The sequence below is a fragment of the Streptomyces sp. NPDC001744 genome (assembly GCF_042892575.1).
Lineage (GTDB): Bacteria > Actinomycetota > Actinomycetes > Streptomycetales > Streptomycetaceae > Streptomyces.
This window is the reverse complement of the sequence record NZ_JBIAUG010000030.1, coordinates 31,567-54,844: the sequence shown is the minus strand read 5'-3', so window position 1 is coordinate 54,844 and position 23,278 is coordinate 31,567. Positions and strand designations below refer to the sequence as shown.

At 74.7% G+C, this 23,278-nt stretch carries 23 protein-coding genes; 22 read left to right on the top strand and 1 reads right to left on the bottom strand.

What is annotated here, in order from left to right; translation table 11 throughout:
- Positions 1 to 155: 155 nt before the first annotated feature.
- The 9 genes from ACFYZY_RS27810 (at position 156) to ACFYZY_RS27770 (ending at position 10,911) form a co-directional block, all read left to right on the top strand.
- On the top strand, positions 156 to 755 hold the full coding sequence (locus ACFYZY_RS27810) for a ScbR family autoregulator-binding transcription factor (RefSeq protein ID WP_388699460.1): 600 nt from the start codon (positions 156 to 158) through the stop codon (positions 753 to 755).
- Between the two features lie 300 nt (positions 756 to 1,055).
- Positions 1,056 to 1,892, top strand: a complete 837-nt coding sequence (locus tag ACFYZY_RS27805) for a BTAD domain-containing putative transcriptional regulator (protein WP_388699457.1) — start codon at positions 1,056 to 1,058, stop codon at positions 1,890 to 1,892.
- A 1,389-nt stretch (positions 1,893 to 3,281) separates the two neighbouring features.
- Positions 3,282 to 4,103 carry a BTAD domain-containing putative transcriptional regulator gene (locus tag ACFYZY_RS27800; RefSeq protein WP_388699489.1) on the top strand — a complete coding sequence of 274 codons (822 nt, stop codon included), beginning with the start codon at positions 3,282 to 3,284 and terminating at the stop codon, positions 4,101 to 4,103.
- A 122-nt stretch (positions 4,104 to 4,225) separates the two neighbouring features.
- Complete coding sequence (locus ACFYZY_RS27795; protein WP_388699455.1) at positions 4,226 to 4,960, top strand: thioesterase II family protein; 735 nt, start codon at positions 4,226 to 4,228, stop codon at positions 4,958 to 4,960.
- Between the two features lie 613 nt (positions 4,961 to 5,573).
- Positions 5,574 to 7,349: an acyl-CoA dehydrogenase gene (locus ACFYZY_RS27790; protein ID WP_388699453.1), complete on the top strand. Its 1,776-nt coding sequence runs from the start codon at positions 5,574 to 5,576 to the stop codon at positions 7,347 to 7,349.
- 14 nt (positions 7,350 to 7,363) lie between these two features.
- Positions 7,364 to 8,209 carry a 4'-phosphopantetheinyl transferase family protein gene (locus tag ACFYZY_RS27785; RefSeq protein ID WP_388699450.1) on the top strand — a complete coding sequence of 282 codons (846 nt, stop codon included), beginning with the start codon at positions 7,364 to 7,366 and terminating at the stop codon, positions 8,207 to 8,209.
- Positions 8,210 to 8,374: 165 nt separating this feature from the next.
- Positions 8,375 to 9,235, top strand: a complete 861-nt coding sequence (locus ACFYZY_RS27780) for an NAD(P)H-binding protein (protein WP_388699448.1) — start codon at positions 8,375 to 8,377, stop codon at positions 9,233 to 9,235.
- Entirely contained in the window at positions 9,232 to 10,302 is a 1,071-nt protein-coding gene (locus ACFYZY_RS27775) for a zinc-binding dehydrogenase (RefSeq protein WP_388699447.1), read from the top strand. Before ACFYZY_RS27780 ends, ACFYZY_RS27775 begins: the two co-directional genes overlap by 4 nt.
- 153 nt (positions 10,303 to 10,455) lie before the next feature.
- Positions 10,456 to 10,911 (top strand): ester cyclase, encoded by a 456-nt coding sequence (locus ACFYZY_RS27770; protein ID WP_388699445.1) that lies wholly within the window; start codon positions 10,456 to 10,458, stop codon positions 10,909 to 10,911.
- Between the two features lie 73 nt (positions 10,912 to 10,984).
- Here ACFYZY_RS27770 and ACFYZY_RS27765 read toward each other — a convergent pair whose 3' ends face one another.
- Positions 10,985 to 11,440 (bottom strand): nuclear transport factor 2 family protein, encoded by a 456-nt coding sequence (locus tag ACFYZY_RS27765; protein WP_388699444.1) that lies wholly within the window; start codon positions 11,438 to 11,440, stop codon positions 10,985 to 10,987.
- Between the two features lie 179 nt (positions 11,441 to 11,619).
- Here ACFYZY_RS27765 and ACFYZY_RS27760 point away from each other — a divergent pair, with 179 nt between their 5' ends.
- The 13 genes from ACFYZY_RS27760 (at position 11,620) to ACFYZY_RS27700 (ending at position 23,216) form a co-directional block, all read left to right on the top strand.
- The gene (locus tag ACFYZY_RS27760) at positions 11,620 to 12,576 is read left to right on the top strand and encodes an aromatase/cyclase (protein ID WP_388699486.1); all 957 of its coding nucleotides are present in this window, start codon (positions 11,620 to 11,622) and stop codon (positions 12,574 to 12,576) included.
- Between the two features lie 224 nt (positions 12,577 to 12,800).
- On the top strand, positions 12,801 to 14,066 hold the full coding sequence (locus ACFYZY_RS27755; protein WP_388699441.1) for a beta-ketoacyl-[acyl-carrier-protein] synthase family protein: 1,266 nt from the start codon (positions 12,801 to 12,803) through the stop codon (positions 14,064 to 14,066).
- Positions 14,063 to 15,322 carry a ketosynthase chain-length factor gene (locus tag ACFYZY_RS27750; protein WP_388699438.1) on the top strand — a complete coding sequence of 420 codons (1,260 nt, stop codon included), beginning with the start codon at positions 14,063 to 14,065 and terminating at the stop codon, positions 15,320 to 15,322. Before ACFYZY_RS27755 ends, ACFYZY_RS27750 begins: the two co-directional genes overlap by 4 nt.
- A gap of 84 nt (positions 15,323 to 15,406) precedes the next feature.
- Positions 15,407 to 15,670 (top strand): acyl carrier protein, encoded by a 264-nt coding sequence (locus tag ACFYZY_RS27745; protein ID WP_388699435.1) that lies wholly within the window; start codon positions 15,407 to 15,409, stop codon positions 15,668 to 15,670.
- A gap of 198 nt (positions 15,671 to 15,868) precedes the next feature.
- Positions 15,869 to 17,443: an AMP-binding protein gene (locus ACFYZY_RS27740; protein ID WP_388699432.1), complete on the top strand. Its 1,575-nt coding sequence runs from the start codon at positions 15,869 to 15,871 to the stop codon at positions 17,441 to 17,443.
- Between the two features lies 1 nt (position 17,444).
- Positions 17,445 to 17,708: an acyl carrier protein gene (locus ACFYZY_RS27735; RefSeq protein WP_388699429.1), complete on the top strand. Its 264-nt coding sequence runs from the start codon at positions 17,445 to 17,447 to the stop codon at positions 17,706 to 17,708.
- A gap of 2 nt (positions 17,709 to 17,710) precedes the next feature.
- Positions 17,711 to 18,754 carry an anthranilate phosphoribosyltransferase gene (locus tag ACFYZY_RS27730; RefSeq protein ID WP_388699426.1) on the top strand — a complete coding sequence of 348 codons (1,044 nt, stop codon included), beginning with the start codon at positions 17,711 to 17,713 and terminating at the stop codon, positions 18,752 to 18,754.
- The gene (gene trpA, locus ACFYZY_RS27725; protein WP_388699423.1) at positions 18,747 to 19,586 is read left to right on the top strand and encodes a tryptophan synthase subunit alpha; all 840 of its coding nucleotides are present in this window, start codon (positions 18,747 to 18,749) and stop codon (positions 19,584 to 19,586) included. Before ACFYZY_RS27730 ends, trpA begins: the two co-directional genes overlap by 8 nt.
- Positions 19,587 to 19,610: 24 nt before the next feature.
- Positions 19,611 to 19,985 carry an ectoine synthase gene (locus ACFYZY_RS27720; RefSeq protein WP_388699420.1) on the top strand — a complete coding sequence of 125 codons (375 nt, stop codon included), beginning with the start codon at positions 19,611 to 19,613 and terminating at the stop codon, positions 19,983 to 19,985.
- On the top strand, positions 19,985 to 21,124 hold the full coding sequence (locus ACFYZY_RS27715; protein ID WP_388699417.1) for an acyl-CoA dehydrogenase family protein: 1,140 nt from the start codon (positions 19,985 to 19,987) through the stop codon (positions 21,122 to 21,124). The genes ACFYZY_RS27720 and ACFYZY_RS27715 overlap by 1 nt, the downstream gene beginning before the upstream one ends.
- A gap of 33 nt (positions 21,125 to 21,157) precedes the next feature.
- On the top strand, positions 21,158 to 21,862 hold the full coding sequence (locus ACFYZY_RS27710; RefSeq protein WP_388699415.1) for a transglutaminase family protein: 705 nt from the start codon (positions 21,158 to 21,160) through the stop codon (positions 21,860 to 21,862).
- Entirely contained in the window at positions 21,862 to 22,530 is a 669-nt protein-coding gene (locus tag ACFYZY_RS27705; RefSeq protein WP_388699412.1) for an N-(5'-phosphoribosyl)anthranilate isomerase, read from the top strand. The genes ACFYZY_RS27710 and ACFYZY_RS27705 overlap by 1 nt, the downstream gene beginning before the upstream one ends.
- Positions 22,527 to 23,216 carry an indole-3-glycerol-phosphate synthase gene (locus tag ACFYZY_RS27700; RefSeq protein WP_388699409.1) on the top strand — a complete coding sequence of 230 codons (690 nt, stop codon included), beginning with the start codon at positions 22,527 to 22,529 and terminating at the stop codon, positions 23,214 to 23,216. The genes ACFYZY_RS27705 and ACFYZY_RS27700 overlap by 4 nt, the downstream gene beginning before the upstream one ends.
- Positions 23,217 to 23,278 lie beyond the last annotated feature (62 nt).

Here is a 23,278-nt window from a genome sequence, read left to right as displayed (position 1 = left end):
GGAGACAGTGGCCGTGGCGGTGAGGGGCGCCCACGCGTGCCCGATCCCGGGCTCTCCTCGTGAAGCGCCGTAGTCAACTCTCTGGCCTCCCCTTCGACGGGCACGGCAATCCCCCTGCAGTGACGGAGCGGTCGATGGTCAAACAGGAGCGTGCGATGCGTACGCGCGAAACCCTGATCCGGTCCGCGGCGGAGGTCTTCGGCCGAGAGGGCTTCACCAGGGCCTCGCTCACCGCGATCAGTTCGTCCGCCGGGGTCAGCAGCGGGGCGCTGCACTTCCACTTCGAGAGCAAGGCCGCCCTGGCGGACGCCGTCGAAGCGGAGGCGCTGGCAAGGCTGTTGGCCCTCACGCGTACCGAACTCCCGGCCGGAACGAGCCATGTCCAGCTCCTGGTCGACGTCACTCACCGCCTCGCCCACGAACTGCGCGGCGACGTCGTGCTGCGGACGGGTTTCGCCCTCGGCGGCGAGCTGTCCCGTCCGGCGCGGACCGGGCCGCGGGAGCACTGGTGGCGCTGGGTCGGGGAGGAGCTGGAGCGCGCCGAGGCGCGGGGCGAACTGCGCGCGGAGGTGACGGCACAGGACGTGCTGACCGTCGTGGTCGCCGCCATGGCGGGGCTCGAAGTGCTCGGTGTACGGGACGCGATGTGGCTCTCGGCGGCCACCGTGAGCCGGATCTGGCGCCTGCTGCTGCCGGCCGTCGCGCCGACCGCCCTCCTGGCGGATCTCGAGATCGACGGAACCCGCTTCCGGTAGGACCGGCCGGACCACGCCCCGGTGCCCCGCACGCGCGGAGCGCCGGGGCTTTCGCGTGCGGGCGCGTCACCAAGGAGACCTCGGGGTCTGTTTTCGGCCCTCTCGGACCGCCGGGGAGGGGCGGGGGAGTGGTCCGGCGTCGGAGGAGGTGTGTACGGGGGTGCCAAAACCCCTGGTGGGAAAGGCAGTTGGAAGTCTGTCAGGTCGGTCGGAAGGGGGAGACGGCTCGGTCTGTTTTGCGTTGACAAAACCGTCGGCCCTGTTTTTTACTGAGTCGCCATCCATGGACAGGGAGTAGGCGTGGACATCGAACTACTGGGCACTCTGGCGGTTCGGGAGCAGGGGCGCTCCATCACGCCTACCGCTCCCAAACCGCGACAGGTACTGGCGTTGCTGGCGCTCCACGCCGACCGGGTCGTCCCGGTCTCCGCCCTGGCGGAGGAGCTCTGGGCGGGCACCCCGCCGCGCAGCGCCCGCACGACGCTCCAGACGTACGTGCTGCAGCTGCGGACCCTCATATCGACGGCCCTGGAGCAGGGCGACGGCGGAGGCCGCGCGGGCCGGTGCACCGCCAAGGACGTGCTGGTCACCCTGCCCGGCGGCTACCTCCTGGACACCGGCGGCGGCACCAGCGACGTCCGCGAGTTCGACCGGCTCGTCGACAGCGGCTCCCGGGCCATGGACGCGAGCGACTTCCCGGGCGCCGCACGGCTGTTGCGCGAGGCGCTGTCCCTGTGGTCGGGGCCGGCCTTCGCCGACGTCTCCGGCGGTGTCCAGCTGGACACGGAGGCGCGGCGGCTGGAGGAGACCCGGCTGTGCGCCCTCGACCGGCGCATCGAGGCCGACCTGCGGATCGGGCGGCACCGGGAGCTGCTGGCGGAGCTGACCGTGCTGGCCGCCCGGTACCGCACCCACGAGAACCTGCACGGCCAGTTCATGCTGGCCCTGCACCGTTCCGGCCGCCGGGGCGAAGCCCTCGACGTCTACCAGCGACTGCACCAGACCCTGGTGCGCGAACTCGGGATCGAACCCTCGCCCGTGCTGCGCAGGCTGCAGCGCTCGATCCTCATGGCCGGCCCCGACGCCCCCGCCGGGACGACGGAGCCCCACGGCGAACGACTCGTCCGCGCCGGCTGAGACGGCGCCCCGCGCCTCCGTTCCGTCGTGCCGGACCTTCCGCTCCGTTCGTACGCCGAACGGGCCCGCGTCCCCGCGTTCGTCGCGGTAGTTTCGCCCGGGTTGCGGCACCCGCGCCCGTCGCGGTAGTCCCGCCCGGGTCGCGGCACCCCCGGCCCCGCGCTCGTCACGTCGTCCGGTGCGGCACCCTGCCGCGCCGTCCGCGCGGGCCCCGTGCGTGAAGGGACGCTTCGTCTCGTGATGTCCCCCCCCGGGCGCGTGGGCCCGGGGCGGCCCCGCGCGCCGGACATCGCGGGCGGACGGCGGTTCTTTTCGGAATGTTCCCCCGTGAGCCCGTGAGCCCGTGAGCCCGTGAGCCCGTGAGCCCGTGCGCCTCACGGCCCGGTCCCGACCCTCCGACGGCCCGCGACCGTGCCGAAAACGCCCTCTTGACCGCCCCGCCCCGCACTGCTCCGGCCGGGAAGCAGGGCCCCGCCGCCCCCCTGCCCGCACCACGGATTTCCGGGAGCCCGGCGGCGCGTCGGGTCCGGAATCCGCCCTTGCGGAAAGCATCACCGGCCGGAATTCCACTTGAGCGCATCTGGAGCGGCATTCTGCGGAACGCGACCGTTCCGAAAATACGTCAGGTGCGGTGAACGGGGCCCGGCGGAAAAGGGAACCCGGGCCGGAAGCGGAAGACGGTTTTCTCTTTTCATGCGGTCGGCAGTGTCAATTCGGCCTGCGGGCGGCCGGTTTTCCCTCCCTGTTCACCGTTGCGTTTCCACGGAACCCGTGCCCGCCGCGAAACCCGGCGCCTCCGGCGGGGCGGGCGGTGGCGAGGCGGCCTCCGGACCCGGCTGCCACCGGGCCGGTTCCGCCCCCTTGTTCCGGGGGCGGCTCCCACCGCGCCCGGGACCCGGAGCGACCGCCGACCGCGTTTCCGGGCCTCTCCGGCGATCATGATCAGCCGACTCCCGCGGTTCTGCGCCCGGACTGAAACCGCAGGTGAAAGCTCGTTTACCGCATATCTCGTCCTGGCGGGGGCGCCGCGTCCCCCTGGCCTCGACCGCCCCGCGAGCCCGCCGCTCCTCTGTGTCCGCCGCCCCTCCGCGTCCGCCGCTCCTCCGCGCCCCGCCGGCGAGCGGAACCGCCCCCGGTCCGAGGGTGCGGTTGCGCGGAGCCTGCCGGTGGGAGCACCCCCACGGGCCGGGCGCCCGGCCCCCTTTCCCCGACGCCTTCTTGACGCCCGGTGGAAATTGTGAATGCGGCAGCACCGGAAAACGGGGAGCCATCCTTGTTGGAGACGCACTCGACATGGACTCAAGAAAATGTTGACGATGCCCCGGGCCCCGCTACTCTTCCCCAGTCGAACGCTCTACCGATGTGAACTCGACCACCAGCTGGGAGACCGTGATGATTCAGGTTCTGGGTCCGTTGAGCGCCGAGGTCAACGGGGGATCGATTGTTCCGACGGCCGGTAAACCGCGCCAGATCCTGGCGTTGCTCGCGCTCTATCCGGGCCGGGTGATGCCCGTGCCCACCCTGATGGAGGAGGTCTGGGGCACCGAACTGCCGCAGAGCGCGCTCACCACGCTGCAGACCTACATCCTGCAGCTGCGCCGCAGGCTCGCCATGGCCATGGGGCCGGGCAATCCGGGCGGGGCCAAGGAGATGCTCGCCACCCGCCACGGCGGCTACCTGCTCCAGATCGCCCCGGAGAGCGTGGACGTCCACGCGTACGACCGGCTGGTCGCCGAGGGCCAGAGCGCCTTCGACGTGGGCGACGACGAGCGGGCCGCCGCCCTGCTGCGACGGGCGCTCGGGCTCTGGAAGGGCCCGGCCCTGGTCGACGTGCGGGTGGGACCGATCCTGGAGATCGACGTCATGCGGCTGGAGGAGAGCCGGCTGGTGACCGTGGAACGGCGCATCGACGTCGACCTGCGGCTGGGACGGCACACCGAACTCCTCGCCGAACTCACCGAGCTGATCGCCCGGCACCCGCAGCACGAGAGCCTGCACTCGCAGGCGATGGTGGCGCTCTACCGCTCCGGCCGCCAGGCCACCGCGCTGGACATCTACCGCAGGCTGCGGGTGCGCCTCATCGAGGACCTCGGCGTCGAGCCCTCGCCGCAGCTCCAGCGGCTCCACCAGGCGATGCTGGCGGTGGACCCGGCGCTGGACGTGATCGCGAGCTCCCGGAGGGGGTCCACGTTCGACCTGTACGCGGCGTGAGCGACCGTCCGACGGACCGACGGGCACGACCGCGACGACGGGGCTCCCGAACGGCGCCCCGGGCGCCCCGTGAGTACCGACCGACCACGCCGGGAGAGACGGCGCAGCAGGAAGGGCCGGGCATGGCAGAGAAGAACGGTGTGCGACTGGTGTGCTTCGCGCACGCGGGAGCCGGCACCTCGGCGTTCCACCGCTGGAACACCCTGCTGGGTGCCGCGGCGGCCCCCGAGCCGCGGCAGCTGCCCGGCCGGGGCGCGCGGCACCGGGAGCCCCGGGTGACCACCCGGCGGGCCCTCCTCGCCGATCTGCACGACCTGTTCGCGGGACAGCCGCCCGGACCGTACGTCCTGTACGGGCACAGCCTGGGCGGCCTGATCGCCTACACCCTCACCCGCGCCCTGCACGCGGCGGGGCTGCCGCTGCCGGCGCTGCTGGCCGTCGGCGCCTGCCCGTCACCCGGCGAGCGGGGCGGCCTGATCTCCTCCGCCGAAGCCTCCGACCACGAACTGACGCGGGTGCTGCGGGGGTTCGAGGCGATGCCCGAGGACGCCGTCCCCGGCGACCCCTGGCACCGCCTCGTCCTGCCGGTGCTCCGCGACGACCTGAAACTGGCCGCCGATCTGCGCGCCGCCGCCCAGGACCCCGCCACCGGCGGACCGGTCCCGGTGCCCCTGCTGGCCGTCGGCGGCAGCGAGGACGTCCTGGTGCCCACCGAGACGATGCGCGGCTGGAGCACCTGGACCGACGGCCGCTTCGTCCACCGGACCCTGCCGGGCGGCCACTTCTTCGTCCGCGACGGCGAACTTCCCCGGCTGCTCGGCCGGGCCTGCCGGGTCGTGGGCCGGGCGGGGGCGTGAGCCGGGCCGTGACCGGGCACGGCGTCCCCCGCCGCGCGGACGGCGTTCCGCCGCACGGGACGCGGGAGACGCGACGGACGTACGGAACGGGGCCGGCCGGCCGGGGAGGGCCCCGGCGTGTCCGGGCGGCCGGGTCGGGTCCGCGTCTTCCGGCACCCGGTCGTGGTCCAGGGCCGTTCGAGGAGTTCTCCGGCCGTCCCGGTGAACCTCGGGGCAGGCGTCGAGGAAGGGCGGAGCCGATGGCGGTCGAACGAGCGCGCCGCAGGACGGACTCGGCGGACGCGGGCGCGGAGGCGGACGTGTACGGGGACGTGTCGGCCGGCGCGGTCCGGGAACCGGCCGCGGACACCACCCGGCCGCTGTTCCCGGCGCGGGACCTCCCCACCGGACCGCCGGACCACGGCGGCGCCCGGGGCGGGTTCCGGGGACGTGCCGGGGACGGCGGGGCGAGGTTCCGCCCGTTCCGCCGCCCCCCGGACGCCGGGGCCCGTCGTGCCGGCTCCCGCCGGGCGGCGCCCGTCGGCCCGTTCCCGTCCCCGGGCGGCCGGGCGGCTGTTCCCGCCCGCCTCCCGGGCCCCGCCGGACAGCGCGCGGAAACCGCCGCCCGCACCCCGTGAACCAGGAGCCGATCACCACGACCACGGCCGCCTCCCCGCGCCCCGGAGCCGGCACCGCGTCCGGAACCGCGTCCGTCGCCGACGTGCGGGCCGACGCCGCCGCGCGCCTCCGCGCCGCCCGGCTGGAGGCGCTCCTCGGCGACCCCCAGGACCCGGCCAACCCGCACGGGACCGCGGCCCTCGCCGCCGCCGACGCCCTGGGCGAACCCCCGGAGCCGACCGAGGCCCTGCTCGCCGGAGCCGGCCTCGCCGCCGAGTTCGTCCCGGCCCGGTCCGGCGGGCTGCTCACCCGCGCCGACCTGCTCGTCACGGCGCTGCGCCCGCTGTTCCGCCGCGACCTCGCCCTGGGCCTCGGCCTCGTCTCGCTCTCGGCGGCCGCCCCCGTCTGGGCCGCGGGCGGCGCACGGCAGCAACAGGGGACCGCCGACCTGCTGCTGCGCGGCGGCCGGGTGGCCGCCGTGCACCACGAACCCGCCCACGCCAACGCCTTCGCGCGCGGCGAGCTGACCGCCGTCCCGGACCGCGACGGCTGGATCCTCGACGGCCGCAAGGACCTCGTCATGAACGCGTCCCGGGCGGACGCCTGGGTCGCCTGCGCGCGCACCGCGCCCGAACGCGGCCCGCGCAGCCGTTCCCTCTTCCTCCTGGACCCCGACGGGCTTCCCCCCGAGGGGTTCCGCGGACTGCCCCGGGTGCCCACCTCCGGCCTGCGCGGCACCCCCTTCTCCGGCCTGGAGTTCACGCGCTGCCCGGCCCCCCCGGACGCCCTGGTCGGCCGTCCCGGCGAGGGAACCGCGCTGCTCCTGCGCACCCTCCAGATCGACCACTGCCTCGTCCCGGCCGCGGCCGTCGCGGCCACCGGAACCGTACTGCGCTCGGCCGTGCGCGCCGCGACCGCCGGCCGGACCGGGCCGGTGGCCCGGCGCTGGCACAAGCCGCTCGCCGGGGTCTTCGCCGACCTGCTCACCTGCGACAGCATGGTCACCGTCGCGCTCCGCGCGCTCGGTCTGCTGCCCGACCGCGCCCACCTCCTGGCCGCGGCCGTCAGGTACGTGGTCCCGGACCTGCTGCGCGAGAACCTCGAAGAGCTCGCCACCGTCCTCGGCGTGCCCGGCCGCGCGCACGACGGCCCGCCCCACCGGTTCCTGGACAAGCTGGCGCGCGACCTGCCGTTCGCGAGCCTCGGCCACACCGGTACGGCCGCCTGCCACGCCGTCCTGATCCCCCAGCTGCGACCGCTCGCCGAGCGCTCCTGGTTCAGGTCCGCGGAACCGCCGCCCGAGCTGTTCGGCACCGGCGCGGGCCTGCCCGCCCTCGACCACCGGCTGCTCGGCGTCGCCGGAGGGGAGGACCTCCTCGCCGCCTCCCTCGTCGGCTCCGCCGGACGGCTGGCCGCCGCTCCGCACGCCGACGGCCGGATCGCCGTACTCGCGGGCCTCGCCGGAGCGTTCACGGACGAACTGCGGACACTGCGCTCCCGGTGCGCGGCCCTGCCCGCCGTTCCCGGTCCGGCCGCCGTGGTCCTCAGCGACCGTTACGCCCTGCTCCAGGCCGCGGCGGCGGTGCTCGGCGTCTGGGAGGGCCAGGACGGCACGGACGCCTTCCTCGCCGAACCCGCCTGGGCGGTGCTGGCGCTGTCACGGCTGGCCCGGAGACTCGGCATCACCGCGCCCGGCCCGCCCGACGGCTGTGTGGCGCAGACGCTGGACGAACTCGTCCGCCGCCTCCGCGCCGACCGCGACTGCGGTCTCGACGGCGGACCCGGTCACTGAGGAGGAGACCCATCGTGCCGCACCGGTCCGCAGCCGGCGGGAGAACGCCCCCGCCGCCCGTGCACGTCCCCGGCCCCGGGCCCGGCCGGCCCTGGCGCACGGTGCGCTCCCGCCTCGAACGGGACGGCAGCGCCGTCGCCGTCGCCACCTGGGGCGAGTGGCTGACCGCCGCACTCGCCGACCCCGCGCTGCGCCCGCTGCTCGGCCACGACTGGCAGCGCTACCGGCGCACCCGGGACGCGACCGCCCGCTACCGCTTCCTCGCCTCCCGCATGATCGTCAAGTACACGGCCGCCGCGGTCCTGGGAACGGACCCGGCCGCGCTCGACCTCGCGTACGGGATCACGGGAAGGCCGTTCATCCGCGGTTTCGACCAGATCGACGTCAGCCTGAGCCACACCGGCGACCTGATCGCGGTCGGGGTCGGCCGCACCGGCCGGATCGGCGTGGACGCCGAACCCGCGGGCCGGGCGGTCTCCCCGGAACTGCTCCGCCGGCACATGTGCACCCCCGCCGAGCGCGCCGAGCTGGCGCGGATGCCCCCCGACCGGCAGGCGTCGGAGCTGCTGCGGCTGTGGACCCTGAAGGAGGCGTACACCAAGGCCCTCGGACAGGGGATGCGGCTCGGCTTCACCCGGTTCGGCCTCGGCCTGGGCGGCGGGGCCCCGGCCGCTCCCGACGGCTCCCCGGCCCCCCTCGGCGCCTGGACCTTCACCACCCACCTCGTGCTGGACGGCCGCTACCTCGTGAGCACGGCCTGCCAGGACACCGGGCTCGGCACCGCCCGGGACACCACCGCCCGCACCATGCTCGACCGGGAGTTCACGAGCGCCGTCGAGGAGGGCCTGGCGGCCCGCTGAACCGGCCCGCCGGCCGCGCCCCGTCCCGGCGGACACCGGGCCGCCCCCGGTGCGAGGCGTCCTCGAAGCGCCCTCCAAGGTTCCTCCACCGGCGCGCCCGAAACTGGGCAGCACTACCGAGCGGAAACCCCGGGACGACCGGGCCGAACAGGGTGGAGCGGGTACGTGACAATCTTGGTGACTGGAGCGACGGGAGCCGTGGGCCGGCTTGTGGTCGACCGGCTCGTGGCGGCGGGTGAGCCGGTGCGCGCGGTGACCCGGGACCCGGCCGCCGCGAGCCTGCCGGAGCCGGTCGAGGTCGTCGAGGGCGACCTGGAGAAGCCCGGGAGCCTGCGCGCGGCCTTCGCCGGAGTGGACCGCCTCTACCTCTTCCCGGTGCCGGAGACCGCCCGCGAGGTCGTCGCCCTGGCCCGGGAGGCCGGCGTCCGCCGCGTCGTGGTCCTCTCCTCCTCCTCGGTGCTCGACACGTCGAGCGGCAACCACAGCGGCGAGTACCACCGGACCGTCGAGCGCGCAGCGGAGGAGTCCGGCCTGGAGTGGACCTTCGTCCGCCCCGACGAGTTCGCCACGAACGTCCTGTGGAAATGGGGCCACTCCATCCGCACCGAGGACGTCGTGCGCGCCCCCTACGGCGACGCGAAGCGCGTCCTGATCCACGAGGCCGACGTCGCGGCCGTGGCCGCGACCGCCCTCCTGGAGGACGGGCACGCCGGCCGGGCCCACGTGCTCACCGGCCCCGAGGCCGTCACCCAGGCCGAGCAGGTCCGGCAGATCGCCCGCGCCGCCGGCCGCCCGATCGCCTTCGAGGAGATCACCCCCGACCGGGCCCGGCAGGACATGGGCCGGGTCATGCCCGCGCCGGTGGTCGAGATGGTCCTGGGCTACCTCGCCGACGCGGTCGCGAACCCGCCCGTCCCGCTCGACACCGTCGAGAAGGTCACCGGCCGCCCCGCGCTGACCTTCGCCCGCTGGGCCGCCGACCACGCCGCCGACTTCGCCCCCCGGCCGACGGAGGGTGCGGCATGAGCACGGAATCCGCCGGACGCCCGGCGCCCGGCACCACCGGCGGGACGCGCCGCGCCGCCAACACACTGGTGCGGATGACCGGCAGCGGCACCCCCGAGGAACGGATCCACACCGACGGGGGTCCCCGGCCCGCCCCGGGCAAGGACAGGGTCCTGGTCGAGGTGGAGGCGGCCGGCGTGTCCTTCGCCGAGGTCCAGATGCTCCAGCACCTCCACCCCTTCCCGCCCGCGTTCCCCTTCGTGCCCGGCTACGACCTGGTCGGGCGGATCGTCGAGGTCGGCCCCGGAGTCACCGGCTGGAAGACCGGCGACCGGATCGCCGCCATGCCCCGCCAGGGCGCCTGGCAGCGCTTCGTCGAACTGCCCGCCAAGACCCTGGCCGCCGTCCCCGCGACCCTGGACGCGGCCGTGGCCGTGGCCCTGGTCGTCAACGGGGTCACCGCCTACCAGATGCTGCACCGCCTCACCCGTCCGCGACCGGGCGGGACCGTCCTGGTGCACGGAGCGAGCGGAGGCGTCGGCGCCCTGCTCACCCAGCTCGCGGTCCACCACGGCCTGCGGGTCATCGGCACCGCCTCGCCCGCCAAGCACGACGCCGTGCGGGAACTCGGCGCGGAGCCGCTCGACTACCGGACCCCCGACCTCGCCGCGGCCGTCCGGGCCCTCGCCCCGGAAGGCGTCCAGGCCGTCTTCGACCACATCGGCGGCCGCGGCCTCGACGCCGGCTGGGCGATGCTCGCCCCCGGCGGAACCCTCGTCTCCTTCGACTCCTCCGTGGCGGGCTACCGACCCGGCCAGTGGTTCCGGCCGCACGTCCCGGCCCTGCGCCGCACCGCGGCCCGCTTCTTCGCCCGTCTCCTCGGCCTCACCGGAGGCCGCCGGATGAGCATGTACTACGTCAAACCCGGCCCGGACTTCAACGCCGACTACGCGGAGCTGTGCAGGCTCGCCGAGGACGGCGTCCTCACCCCCCGCATCGCCGGCCGCCACCCGCTGGACGGAGCCGCCGCCGCGGTACGCGCCCTGCTGGACGGCAGCAGCGTCGGCAAGCACGTCCTGACCCCCTGAGCCGGCACCGGTCTCCCGAGCCGGCACCGGTCTCCCGAGCCGGTACCGATCTTCCGAGCCGGTACCGAATCTCCCGTGCCGGCACCGGCCCCCGAGCCGGCGCCGACACCCCCGAGCCATTCGACTCCGCAGCAGACGAGGGGAATTCCCGCCATGACCGCAACGGTGAACGAGCGTCCCGCCGGCCGGAGCGCGCAGGAGCGCAACAAGGAGACCGCGCTCGCCTGCGCCGCCGCCTGGAACCGCTGGGAGCTGGACGGCATCCTCAAGCACTGGGCCCCGGACGTCAGGCACTACTCCGAGGACCGCCCGGTCGACACCCAGCAGATGATCGGCGCCATGCGGGGGGGCCTCGCCGCCTTCCCCGACCTCCACCTGGACGTCAGGTCCATCGTCGCCGAGGGCGACCGCGTCATCCTGCGCATCACGGTGACCGCCACCCACCTCGGCGAGTTCCTCGGCAAGGCCCCGACCGGAAAGAAGGTGACCTGGTTCATGCTCGAGGAACTCCTCTTCGACGACGCCGGCCGGATCATCGAGCACCACGACGTCTTCAACTACCTGCCGATGCTGAAGGAGCTGGGGTTCGTCCCCGCCGACGTCCTCTGAACAGCGCCGCGCCCCCGCGGGAACCCAGGGTTCCCGCGGGGGCGCGGCGCGTCCGGTACCGCCGGGACCGGACTCAGGCCAGGTCGTCCCGGGTGACCGTGCGCGCCGACACCCGCAGTCCGCCGTCCTCGCCCCGCACCAGCACGTCCTCGCAGACGCACACCCGGTGGACCCGGGACGCGCCGCCGATCTCGGAGGCGTAGACGACGGCGTACGAACGGACGTCCACGGCGCCGTCGGGGCGGGGCCGGACGTCCAGCATGCCCATGAAGTGCCGGTGCCGCTGCCCGGCCGCGGCCAGCTCCGCGTGACTGCGGGTGGTCGCCGCGACCAGGCCGGCCCGGCCCCGTACGGGCTCCGGCAGCGTCGGCACGGCGAAGGTCGCGTCCTCGGTGAAGGTCGCGGCCCAGCGCTCCGCCTCGGCGAGGTCGAGGAGCTGCATCTGATGCGCGTAGAACTGCTGCACCTCGGCGTGGAGCGCGGCGCTCCAGGCGGTGGTCCCGGGCGCGAGGTCGGACGCGGTCGTCATGGGGTCTCCCTTTCGTTCCTTGGCTGCGCCCATGCTGCGCGCCGCGGGTCGCACCCCCTTCGAGGATCCCTGGACCGCCCGCCCCGGACCCCGGCCCTCCAGCCGCCTTCCGCCCGCCCTCCAGCGGGCCGGGACACCGTCGGAACCACCGCAGAGCCGAGCAGCGAAGGGTGGGAATGGTGTCCGCAGAACAGGTGCACCGTACGTCGCACGAGGTGGAGGTCGCCGCGCCCGCGGGGGTCGTCTACGGGATCGTCGCGGACACGGGGAAGTGGCCGCTGTACTTCCCGCCGAACGTTCACGTCGAGCGCCTCGGGGGCGACGGCCGGCACGAGCGCCTGCGGATGTGGGCGACCGCCAACGGCACGGTGAAGACGTGGACCTCGCGCCGCGAACTGGACCCCGGCCGCCGCCGCGTCGAGTTCCGCCAGGAGGTCCCGGCCGCTCCGCTGACCGGCATGGGCGGTACCTGGATCGTCGAGGAACTCGGCGCCGCCTCCACCCGGCTGACCCTGCTCCACGACTTCACCGTCGCCGACGACCGAGCCGAGGACGTCGCGTGGGTGCTGCGGGCCACCGACACCAACAGCGAGTCCGAGCTGGGCCGCCTCAAGGCGCTCGCCGAACGCTGGACCGAACTGGACGACCTCGTCCTGTCCTTCGAGGACTCGACGCACGTCGAGGGGCCGGCGGAACTCGTCTACGACTTCCTGTACCGGGTGGGCGACTGGCCCGAGCGGGTGCCCCACGTGGACCGCCTGGACCTGGTCGAGGAGACGCCGGGAGTACAGGTCATGTCGATGGACACCCGCACGGCCGACGGATCGGTCCACACCACCGAATCGGTCCGCGTGTGCTTCCCCGAGGCCCGGCGCATCGTGTACAAGCAGACCGCCACCCCGGCCCTGATGGCCGCCCACACCGGGGAATGGTCCCTCAGGCACGACGGGACCGGCGTGACCGTCACCTCCCGGCACAGCGTCGTGCTGCGCCCGGAGAACATCGCGCGGATCCTCGGCCCCGACGCGGACGTCGCCACCGCCCGCCGCTACGTCCGCGAGGCCCTGGGCCGCAACTCCGGCGCCACCCTCGCCCTCGCCAAGCGGTTCGCGGAGAGCGCCTCCCCGGCCCGCTGACACCCCGACCGCCCTTCTCCGCCGCACCCCGCCGGTTCCGCCGGCGGGGTGCCCGCGTTCCCCGGGACGGCCGGACTCCCTCCGGCGGGAGACAGGGGCGGGTTCGAGCGGGCCTCCAGGAAGGTCGGCGAGGCTCCAAGCACGTGCGGTGGTTGCGTCGCGTGCGCGGCGGCGATCCGCGCGGTCGCCGTGACCCCCTGGAGGACAACTGTGAAGGAAAGCCGATGAGGCGGGTTGTGATCACCGGAATCGGCGTGGTCGCACCGGGCGGCGTGGGTACCAAGGAGTTCTGGTCGGTACTCACCTCCGGTCGCACCGCCACCCGGGGCATCACCCTGTTCGACCCGGCGCAGTTCCGCTCCCGCATCGCCGCGGAGGCGGACTTCGACCCCGCCGAACACGGGTTCACCCCGGCCGAGACCGCGCGCCTGGACAGGGCCACCCAGTTCGCCCTGGTCAGCACGCGTGAAGCCCTGGCCGACAGCGGGCTCGCCGAAGAGCTCGACCCCCTGCGCACCGGTGTCACCCTGGGCAGCGCGGTCGGCTGCACCACCGGCCTCGACGTGGAGTACGCGCAGGTGAGCCGCAACGGCGCGGACTGGGTACTGGACCACACCCGGGCCGTCCCCCATCTCTTCGACTACTTCGTGCCCAGCTCGATGGCGGCCGAGGTCGCCCGCCTGGCCGGTGCCCAGGGTCCGGTGTCGCTGGTCTCCACCGGCTGCACCTCGGGCCTGGACTCCGTCGGCCACGCCGTGGAACTGATCCGCGAGGGCAGCGCCGACGTCATGGTCACGGGCGCCACCGAGGCACCGATCTCCCCGATCACCGTGGCCTGCTTCGACGCGATCAAGGCCACCAGCCCGCGCAACGACGAGCCGGAGACCGCCTCGCGGCCCTTCGACCGCACCCGCAACGGGTTCGTGCTCGGCGAGGGATCGGCCGTCCTGGTCATCGAGGAGCTGGAGCACGCCCGCCGCCGCGGGGCCCGGGCCTACGCCGAGATATCCGGCTTCGCCAGCCGCAGCAACGCCTACCACATGACCGGCCTGCGGACGGACGGGGTGGAGATGGCCGAGGCCATCACCGCCGCCCTGGACGAGGCCCGGCTCGACCCCGGCGCCGTCGACTACGTCAACGCCCACGGCTCGGGCACCAAGCAGAACGACCGTCACGAGACCGCGGCGTTCAAGCGCAGCCTCGGACAGCGCGCCTACGAGGTTCCGGTCAGCTCCATCAAGTCGATGATCGGCCACTCCCTCGGCGCGATCGGCTCCCTGGAGGTGGCCGCCAGCGCCCTGGCCATCGCGCACGACACCGTGCCGCCCACGGCCAACCTGCACGAGGCCGACCCCGCGTGCGACCTGGACTACACCCCGCTCGTGGCCCGCGAGCAGCGGACCGACACCGTACTCACCGTGGGCAGCGGGTTCGGCGGCTTCCAGAGCGCCATGATCCTGACCCGCCCGCACCTGGGAGCGACCGCATGACCGCCACCCTCGACCGCCTCCGCGACGACGGCCCCGGCGCGGTCCGCCGCCCGCGGGCCGTGGTCACCGGCATCGGCGTCGCCGCCCCCAACGGGCTCGGCACCCGCGCCTGGTGGGACGCCGTGCTGCGGGGCGAGAACGGCATCCGCCCGCTGACCCGCTTCGACGCCTCCACCTACCCGGTCCGGCTCGCCGGCGAGGTGCCCGGGTTCGTCCCCGAGGACCACGTGCGCAGCCGGCTGCTGGCCCAGACCGACCAGGTGACCCGGCTGTCCCTGGCGGCCGCCAAGGAGGCGCTGGACGACGCCGGGGTGGACCCGGCCCGACTGCCGCAGTACGCGGCCGGGGTGGTCACCTCCAGCTCCGCCGGCGGCTTCGAGTTCGGCCAGCGCGAACTCCAGGCCCTGTGGAGCAAGGGCGGCCAGTACGTCAGCGCCTACCAGTCCTTCGCCTGGTTCTACGCCGTCAACACCGGCCAGATCTCCATCCTGCACGGACTGCGGGGCGCCAGCGGGGTGCTGGTGACCGAACAGGCCGGCGGACTCGACGCCGTGGCCCACGCCCGCCGGCAGCTGCGCAAGGGCTCCTCGCTCGTCGTCACCGGCGGCATCGACTCCGCCCTGTGCCCGTGGGGCTGGGTCGCCCACGTCGCCGAGGGCCGCATGAGCCCCCGCGAGGACCCCGACCGCGCCTTCCTGCCCTTCTCGGCGGACGCCTCCGGCTACGTGCCCGGCGAGGGCGGCGCCCTGCTGGTGCTGGAGGACGCCGAGGCCGCCCGGGCCCGGGGCGCCCGGGTGTACGGCTCGGTCGCCGGCTGCGCCGCCACCTTCGACCCGCCCCCCGGGACCGGTGACTCCCGGCTCGGCGCCGCCGCCGCGCTCGCCCTGGCCGACGCGGGGGTGCGGCCCGACCAGGTCGACGTGGTCTTCGCCGACGCCGCCGGTGAGCGGGAGGCCGACCGCGCCGAGGCACGGGCGATCTCCGACCTGTTCGGCGAACGGGGCGTGCCCGTCACCGCGCCCAAGAGCATGACCGGCCGGCTCTCCGCCGGAGGGTCCTCCCTCGACCTGGCCGCGGCGCTGCTCTCCCTGCGCGACCAGGTGATCCCCCCCACCACCGGCACCGACCGGCCGGCCGACGACTGCCCCGTGGACCTGGTCACCGGCGCCCCGCGCACCGGTGCGGAGCTGCGGACGGCACTGGTACTGGCGCGCGGCCGGGGCGGATTCAACGCCGCCGCCGTGGTCCGCGCCTGAACCGCGCCGGCGCCCTTTCCCGTACGGAGAACAGCCCGCCACGGACGGCCACCCCGTCCGTCCACGAGAGACACGAGGTACGACATGACCCGCTTCGAACTCACCGACCTGATCGCCCTGCTGCGCGAGTCCGCGGGGGAGGACGAGGGAGTGGACCTGGACGGCGACGTCCAGGACGTCCCGTTCGCCGATCTCGGCTACGACTCGCTGGCCATGCTCCAGACCACGGGCCTGGTCGAACGGCAGTGGGGGGTGCTCCTGGACGAGGAGGCCGTCTCCGAGGCCGAGACCCCGCGCCAGTACGTGGAGGTCGTCAACCGGGCGCTGTCCGGACGCACCGCCGTCTGAGCCCGGCCGGCGACGGCGGGCGGCGCGAGAGGCCGGGAGCGGACGGCCCCGGGGAGGGGCCGCCCGCCACCCGGCGGCGCGGTCTCCCGCGCCCGCCGGCCCGGCCGCCCCGGAGTTCAGCGGGGCTCCATCCGGTCTCCAGACCGCGAAACCACCATCGGACGCACACCCCGGGTACAGGGGCGAGAGGGAGGGGCTGTGAACAGCAGCGCGGACACGGCGCCGGACACCGTACGGGCCGCATCGGACACCGGTGACGCTCCGGGCGGGCACCCCGGCGGGCTGGTCGGCGGATTCCTCGCCCACGCCCGCCGGGACCCGCGCGCGACCGCCCTGGTCTGGCGCGACGAGGAGATCGACTACGGCACCCTGCTGCGGCACGCGCGGGCGCTGCGCACCCTCCTCCGGCGCCCGGACGGCGCCGGACCGGTCGGCGTCCCCGCCGTGAAGACCCCCGGGACCGTGGCCTTGGTGCTCGCCTGCCTGCTGGAACGCCGGCCGGTTCTGCTGCCCTCGGCCACCCTCGGCGCCGACGCCCTGGAACGGCTGTACGGCGAGGCCGGCGTGGACGAGGTGCTCGATCCGGCGGACACCACCGGTCCGGGCACGGACAGCGGTCCCGGCACGGAACCGGACCCCACGGACACCGGCCCCGGGGACCCGCCCGGGGCACCCTCCGGACGGCCCGCCCTGCTGCTGACCACGTCCGGCTCCACCGGACTGCCCAAGATCGTGCCGCTGGGCGCGGAGGCCGTGGACGCCTTCGTCCACTGGGCCGCCGACGCCTTCGGCATCGGCCCCGGCACCACCGTCCTCAACTACGCGCCGCTCAACTTCGACCTGTGCCTGCTCGACGTCTGGACCACCCTCGCCCACGGCGGCCGGGTCGTCCTCGTCGACCCCGACCAGGCGCTGAACGGCCCCCGGCTGCTCGCCCTGCTCGACCGCCACCGGGCGGAGGTGGTCCAGGGCGTCCCCATGTTCTTCCGGCTGGTCACCGACGCCGCGCGGGACGCCGGAACGGTCCTCCCGTCCGTCCGCCACGCCGTCTTCACCGGTGACGCCCTGCCCGGCCCGGTCCTCGCCCGGCTGCCCGGCCTGATGCCCGCCGCCCGGCTGCACAACGTCTACGGGTGCACCGAGACCAACGACAGCTTCTGGCACGAGGTGACCGACGCCCGGGCCGAGGCCGCCGCCCCCCTGCCGCTCGGCCGCCCGCTGGCCGGCGTCGACCACTTCCTCCTCGACGGCGACGGGCGCGTCCTGGAGGGGCCGGGCACCGGCGAACTCCTCGTCTCCACCCCCTTCCAGACCGACGGCTACCTCGGCCGGGCCGCCGCCGCGCGGGTCTTCGCACCGCATCCGTCGGACGGGGGAGCGCGCCGCTACTTCCGCAGCGGCGACCTCGTGCGACGGCACCCGGACGGCACGCTCCACCTCGAAGGACGCACCGACCACCAGGTCAAGGTGCGCGGGGTCCGGGTCAACACCCAGGAGGTGGAGAGCGTCCTGCTCGACCACCCGGACGTCACCGAGGCGGCCGTACTGGCCCTGCCCGACCCCGTCGCCGGACGCCTGCTGCACGCCGTCGTGCGCCGCGCCGCCGGCCGTGACCTCAACAGCCTGGCGCTCCGCGGCCACCTGGCCCGCCGGCTGCCGCGCGCGGCCGTCCCCTCGACCCTGCGCATCACCGACGACCCGCTTCCCAGGACCTCGACCGGCAAGGTCGACCGCGGCCTCGCCGTCCAGGCCCCTTTCCCCAAGGAGAACTGACATGACCCACGCCCAGGCCGTCAGGACGTTCATCGTCGAGGAGTTCCTGCCCGACGTCCCCGCCGGCGAGCTGACCGACGACCACGACCTCCTGGAGAACGGCGTCGTCGACAGCCTCGGACTGCTCAAGGTGATCGCCTGGCTGGAGGACCGCTACGGCATCGACGCCGACACGGTCGACCTCGACCCGGAGTCCTTCACCACGGTCGCGTCGATCACCGCGTTCATCGAGCGGTCCGCGTCCAAGAACGCCGGGGCCGCGTAGCCATGCACGAGGCCGTCGTCTCGCTCATCGGCCGCGACCACCCCGTGGAACTGCCGGTCTGGCGGTCGTTCTGGGACCGGCTGCACGCCGGTGGCCTGCTCCGTGGTGAAGCCGCGGCCCTCCTCGCCTCGCTGTCCACCCGGATGCCCGACCGCGTCACCCTGCACGGACTCCTCGAGTCCCTGGACGAGCGCCGGCCGCCCCGCCCCGCCGCCCCCTTCGCCGGCGCCGTCAACATCGTCGGCACCGGCGGCGGCCCGGCCACCTTCAACATCTCCACCGCGGCCGCCTTCGTCGCCGCGGCCATGGGCGTCCCCGTCGTCAAGACCGGCTCGCGGGCCTACACGAGCCGCTTCGGCTCCATCGACCTGCTCACCCGGCTCGGCATCACCCCGACCACCTCGTACGAGCACACCCGGGCGGTCCTCGACCACTGCGGCATCGCCTTCGCCGGGTTCTTCGTCTACCCGCGGGAGATCTCCCTCCTCGCCCGGGCGGTGACGCCGCTGGACATCCGCCGGCTGGGCCCCTTCGTCAACACCCTCGGCCCCTTCCTCGCCGACATGCCGGTCGCCGCCCAGGTGACGGGCGTCTCCAGGCCCCGGCACCTGGAGGCGCTGGGCCACGCCGCCGAACACGTCTCGCGCGCCACCGGCCGGTCCGTCTGGCTGGCCGCCAACGAAACCGGCGCCGACGAACTGCTCGGGTTCACCGCCAACACGGTCCGGGCCTACGAGGACGGCGCCGGGAGCGAGTTCGAACTGGCCCCCGGCGCGCTCGGACTGGGCACCGGCCGGCTGTCCGACCTCGCCGCGGCCGAGGGCGGCGCGGACCGCGGCGCCGAGCTGTTCCTCGACGTGCTCGCCGGGCGGTGCGGCCGGACGGCCCGCGAGACGGTCTGCCTCAACGCCGCGGCGCTCGCCGTGGCCGGCCGGCTGACGGGGGACTGGCACGAGGCGCTGGCGGCCGCCGACGCCGTGCTGCGGGACGGCTCGGCCCTCGCCCGGGTCGAGCGGCTGCGGTCCCTGGAGGCCGCGCATGCCTGACACCGCGCCGCTCGCGGCCCCGCCCCCCGGCACCCGCCCCGGCTTCTTCGCCGGGCGGCGCCCGGGGCGGCCGGGACTGGCGGTGTTCGCCAACGCCGGCGACCCGCCCCTCGCCGCACTGCCGGAACTCGCCGCGATGCTCGACGACCACGACGTCGACTGCCTGGAACTCGCCGTCCCGTTCCCCGGATCCGCCACCGACGGACCGGTGATCCGCCGCTCCGCCGACCGCGCGCTGGCCGGCGGAACCACCCTGGAGTCCGTCCTCGACGCGGTCGCCGCCGTCCGGCCGTCCCTGCGCCGGCTGCGCGTCGCCCTGCTCGCGGACTGGAGCCACAGCGTCAGGGGCACCGACCTGGGGCACTTCGCGCGCTCCGTCGCCGACGCCGGCTGCGACGCCCTGCTGCTGCACGGGCTGCCGCCCCGGCTCCGCGCCGCCCAGTACGCGGCCGCCCACGACGCCGGACTGCCGCTCGTCACCACCTGCTACGCGGTCTCCGACCCGCGGACCGTCGCCGAGGCCGCCCGGCACGCCTCCGCCTACGTCTACCTGGTCGCCCACTACGGCCGCAGCGGCACGCGCGCGACGGCCGCCCCGGACCGCCTGGCCGCCGCGCTCACCGCGCTGCGCGCCGGGACCACCTCCCCGGTCGCGGTCGGCTTCGGCGTCCGCACCCGGGCCGATGTCGCCGCGCTGGAGGACCTCGGCGCGGACGCGGCGGTCGTCGGCAGCGCCGGCGTCGCCCGCATCGAACACGCCCTCTCCCAAGGGCGCGACCCCGTAGGGGAGTTCGCCTCCTTCGTACGGGAACTGCGCCGCCCGCATCCCTGAACACCCCACGAAAGGAAGTCCACCATGATCGTCCGCAAGCTCGAAGACGTGCGCTGCGTCGACTGGGGCAACGGCGTCAGCCGCCGGTTCCTCACCGCCGCCGACGGCCTGGGCTACACCGTCACCGACACCATCGTGCGGGCCGGCACCAAGTCCCGCCTGGAATACCGCCGCCACCTGGAAGCCTGCTACTGCGTCGAGGGCAGCGGAGAGGTCGTGGACACCGAAGGCGACTCGTACCCCATCACGCCGGGCACCCTCTACGCCCTCGACCAGCACGACGCGCACTGGCTGATCGCCAGCCCGCACGAGGACCTGCGCCTGGTCTGCGTCTTCTCCCCGGCCCTGCGCGGCGACGAGGTGCACAACCTCGACTCCCCCGAGTTCTCCCAGTACTGATGACCTCCTGGACCGACGACCAGCGGCGGCTGCGCGAGGGACTGCGGCCGCTGCTGGGCAGGATCAGCGAAGGGCACGTCGAGCGCGACGCCCGTGCGGCCTTCCCCCGGGAACAGTGGGACCTGCTGCGTGCCACGGGCATCCTCGGCCTGCCCTTCGAGGAGCGCTGGGGAGGGCTCGGCCAGGACCTGGTGACCACCATGTACGTCCTGGAGGGCCTCGGACAGGGCTGCCGCGACGCCGGGCTGAACTTCTCCGTGACCAGCCACGTCGTCAGCACCGGCGTCCCGCTGCAGAGGTTCGGCTCGGACGAGCTGAAGGAGCGCCACCTGCCGCGCCTGTGCTCCGGCGAACTCATCGGCGCGCACGCCATCAGCGAGCCGGACAGCGGTTCGGACGCCCTGGCCATGCGCACCCGGGCGGTCCGCGACGGCGACTCCTACGTCCTCAACGGCAGCAAGGCGTTCGTCAGCAACGGGCCGGTGGCCGACCTGATCACCGTCTACGCCCGGACCAGCGACCGCCCCGGCCCGCTGAGCATCACCGCGTTCCTGGTGGACCGCGACACTCCCGGCCTGACGGTCGGCACGCCGATCGCCAAGATGGGGCTGCGCACCTCGCCGCTGAGCGAATTGTTCTTCACCGACTGCCGCGTCCCCGCCTCACGGGTGATCGGCCGTCCGGGCGGCGGCTTCCTCGTCCTGGACCACGTGATGCGCTGGGAGGTCCTCTGCTCCTTCGCCGTCAACGCGGGGGAGATGCGCGACCGCGTCGAACGGTGCGTCCGGTACGCCCGCGACCGCGTCCAGTTCGGCAAACCCATCGGCTCCTACCAGGCCGTCTCCCACAAGATCGTGGACATGGAGATCGGCGTGGAGACCGCCCGCCACTGGCTGTTCTCCGCCGCCCGCAAGCTCGTCGCCGGCGAGAACGCCGCCAAGGACGTGGCCATCGCCAAGCTCGTCACCAGCGAGGCGAACCTCGCCTCGGCGCTCGCCGCCGTACAGATCTTCGGCGGCAACGGCTACATGGCCGAACACGGCATCGAGAAGGAGCTGCGCAACGCGGTCGGCGGAACCATCTACTCCGGCACCTCCGAGATCCAGCGCAACCGCCTCGCCTCGATGCTCGACCTGTGAAACCCGGCACCGAAAGAAACGGACGACGCCACCATGAAACCCCCTTCCGGATCCGCCGCCGTGGCCACCGGGGACCTGGCCGCGACCGAGTTCATCGACCACGAGAGCCCCGAGGTCCGCGCCTTCGTCCGCGACGCCGTCCCGGCGGACGCCACCACCCCCACCGAGCGGGCGGTGGCGCTGTACTACGCCGTCCGCGACGGCATCCGCTACGAGGTGTACGGGGCGGACCTGTCCCGCGAGGGACTGCGCGCGAGCCGGGTGGCGACCGGCGGCTCCGGCATGTGCCTGCACAAGTCGGTGCTGTACACCGCCGGTCTGCGCTCGCTGGGGGTCCCCGCCCGCCTGGTCCTCACCGACGTGCGCAACCACCTCGCCTCCGCCCGGCTCAAGCAGCTGATCGGCGGCGACGTGTTCCACCAGCACGCCCTGACCGCCGTGCACCTGGAGGACCGCTGGGTGAAGGCGACCCCCGTCTTCAACCGGACGCTGTGCCGGCTGTACCGGATGGCCCCGCTGGAGTTCGACGGCACGGCCGACAGCCTCTTCCACCCCTTCGACGAGCGGGGGCGGCAGCAGATGGAGTTCCTGCGCTTCCACGGCGAGTTCGACGACCTGCCCTACGACTGGGTCATCGCCGACCTGCGGGCCGCGCACCCGGGACTGTTCCAGGACGGGACCCCCCGTTTCGCCGGCGGCTCCCTCGTCCGGGACGCCCACGACACGGCGACGGCCTGATGCTCGTCAAGGTCTGCGGTGCGACCACCGCGGAGGAGGTCAGGGCCGTCGCCGGGGCCGGCGCGGACCTCGTCGGCCTGTGGCACGGCGTCCCCGGCGGGCACGCGGACCTGTCCGCCGGCCGGCTGGCCGCGCTGGCCGCCGAGGCCCGGACCACCGGCCGGCTGCGGTCCGTACTGGTCACCTTCGGCTCCGACCCCTCGGCCCTGGCCCGGACCGCCACCGCCGTCGGCACCGACTGGATCCAGCTCCACGGATACCAGCCGCCCGCCGTGGTCCGGGCCCTGCGGGCGGAACTCCCCGGGCGGACGCGCGTCGTCAAGGTGCTGCACGTCCGCGACGGCGCCTGCCCGGAGGCCGGCCTGATCGGGGCCTACGAACGGGCCGGCACCGACCTGTTCCTGCTGGACGCCGTCACCACCGACGGGCGGGTCGGCAGCACCGGCCACACCCTGGACGACCGCACGGTGACCGCCCTGGCCGACCGGACGACACGCTCCTTCCTGCTCGCGGGCGGCCTGCGCCACGCCAACCGGGACCGGTTCGGCGCGACCCTCGCGCACCCCGGCTTCCTCGGCATCGACGTGGACTCCGCCGTCCGGGGCGACGCCGGCCTGCTCGACGGGGCACGGACGGCGGACCTCGTCCACGCCTGGAAGGCGTCATGACCCCGACCTTCGCCGAAGCGCTCACCTCCGCCGACCGCCCCCTGATCATGGAGGTCAAGCGACAGGACGCCGACGGCAACGACCTGCTGGGCGGCCGGTCGGTGGCCGAGGTCGTCGCCCTCTACGAGGAGGCGGGCGCGCCCTGCGTCTCGGTGGTCACCGGACACTGGTTCGGCGGCACCGAGGAACTGCTCGCCGAGGTCGCCGCGCTCACCGACCTGCCCCTGCTGCGCAAGGACTTCGTCACCGGCCGCGGCCAGCTCCTCCGCACCCGCGAACTCGGCGCCTCGGCGGTGCTGCTGACCGCGAAGCTGCTGCCGGCGGGCGTCCTCGCCCGGCTGGCCGCGCAGGCCCTGGAGCTCGGGCTGACCCCCTTCGTGGAGGTCGCCGACGAGGCGGAGGCCGCCGCGGTGCCGCCCGGACCCCACTGCGTCGTCGCCGTGAACAACAAGGACATCGCCACCCGCGAACGGTTCCCGGGGGACGGGGACCGCAGCACGGACCTGCTGCCCGCCGTCCTGCGGACCGGCACCCGCTGCGCGGTGAGCGCCAGTGGCATCGCCGACCCCGACCGGGCCGCCCTGCTCCTGGACGCCGGTTTCCAGGGCCTGCTGATCGGCACCGGCCTGCTCCGCGCGCCCAGCCCGGCGGCGTGGTGCGCACGGCTGGACGAGGCCCGCGCCTGACCCGGCACCGGCCGCGCCTCGACGGGCACTCCAGTGCGCCCCGTGGCGCGGTCCGCAGGATG

What these genes read in the sequence shown, in the direction of transcription:
- ACFYZY_RS27810 (WP_388699460.1), top strand. Translation starts at nt 156, where the DNA reads ATGCGTACGCGCGAAACCCTGATCCGGTCCGCGGCGGAGGTCTTCGGC.
- ACFYZY_RS27795 (WP_388699455.1), top strand. Translation starts at nt 4,226, where the DNA reads ATGGCAGAGAAGAACGGTGTGCGACTGGTGTGCTTCGCGCACGCGGGA.
- ACFYZY_RS27775 (WP_388699447.1), top strand. Translation starts at nt 9,232, where the DNA reads ATGAGCACGGAATCCGCCGGACGCCCGGCGCCCGGCACCACCGGCGGG.
- ACFYZY_RS27770 (WP_388699445.1), top strand. Translation starts at nt 10,456, where the DNA reads ATGACCGCAACGGTGAACGAGCGTCCCGCCGGCCGGAGCGCGCAGGAG.
- ACFYZY_RS27765 (WP_388699444.1), bottom strand. Translation starts at nt 11,440, where the DNA reads ATGACGACCGCGTCCGACCTCGCGCCCGGGACCACCGCCTGGAGCGCC.
- ACFYZY_RS27755 (WP_388699441.1), top strand. Translation starts at nt 12,801, where the DNA reads ATGAGGCGGGTTGTGATCACCGGAATCGGCGTGGTCGCACCGGGCGGC.
- ACFYZY_RS27750 (WP_388699438.1), top strand. Translation starts at nt 14,063, where the DNA reads ATGACCGCCACCCTCGACCGCCTCCGCGACGACGGCCCCGGCGCGGTC.
- ACFYZY_RS27745 (WP_388699435.1), top strand. Translation starts at nt 15,407, where the DNA reads ATGACCCGCTTCGAACTCACCGACCTGATCGCCCTGCTGCGCGAGTCC.
- ACFYZY_RS27735 (WP_388699429.1), top strand. Translation starts at nt 17,445, where the DNA reads ATGACCCACGCCCAGGCCGTCAGGACGTTCATCGTCGAGGAGTTCCTG.
- ACFYZY_RS27730 (WP_388699426.1), top strand. Translation starts at nt 17,711, where the DNA reads ATGCACGAGGCCGTCGTCTCGCTCATCGGCCGCGACCACCCCGTGGAA.
- trpA (WP_388699423.1), top strand. Translation starts at nt 18,747, where the DNA reads ATGCCTGACACCGCGCCGCTCGCGGCCCCGCCCCCCGGCACCCGCCCC.
- ACFYZY_RS27720 (WP_388699420.1), top strand. Translation starts at nt 19,611, where the DNA reads ATGATCGTCCGCAAGCTCGAAGACGTGCGCTGCGTCGACTGGGGCAAC.
- ACFYZY_RS27715 (WP_388699417.1), top strand. Translation starts at nt 19,985, where the DNA reads ATGACCTCCTGGACCGACGACCAGCGGCGGCTGCGCGAGGGACTGCGG.
- ACFYZY_RS27710 (WP_388699415.1), top strand. Translation starts at nt 21,158, where the DNA reads ATGAAACCCCCTTCCGGATCCGCCGCCGTGGCCACCGGGGACCTGGCC.
- ACFYZY_RS27705 (WP_388699412.1), top strand. Translation starts at nt 21,862, where the DNA reads ATGCTCGTCAAGGTCTGCGGTGCGACCACCGCGGAGGAGGTCAGGGCC.
- ACFYZY_RS27700 (WP_388699409.1), top strand. Translation starts at nt 22,527, where the DNA reads ATGACCCCGACCTTCGCCGAAGCGCTCACCTCCGCCGACCGCCCCCTG.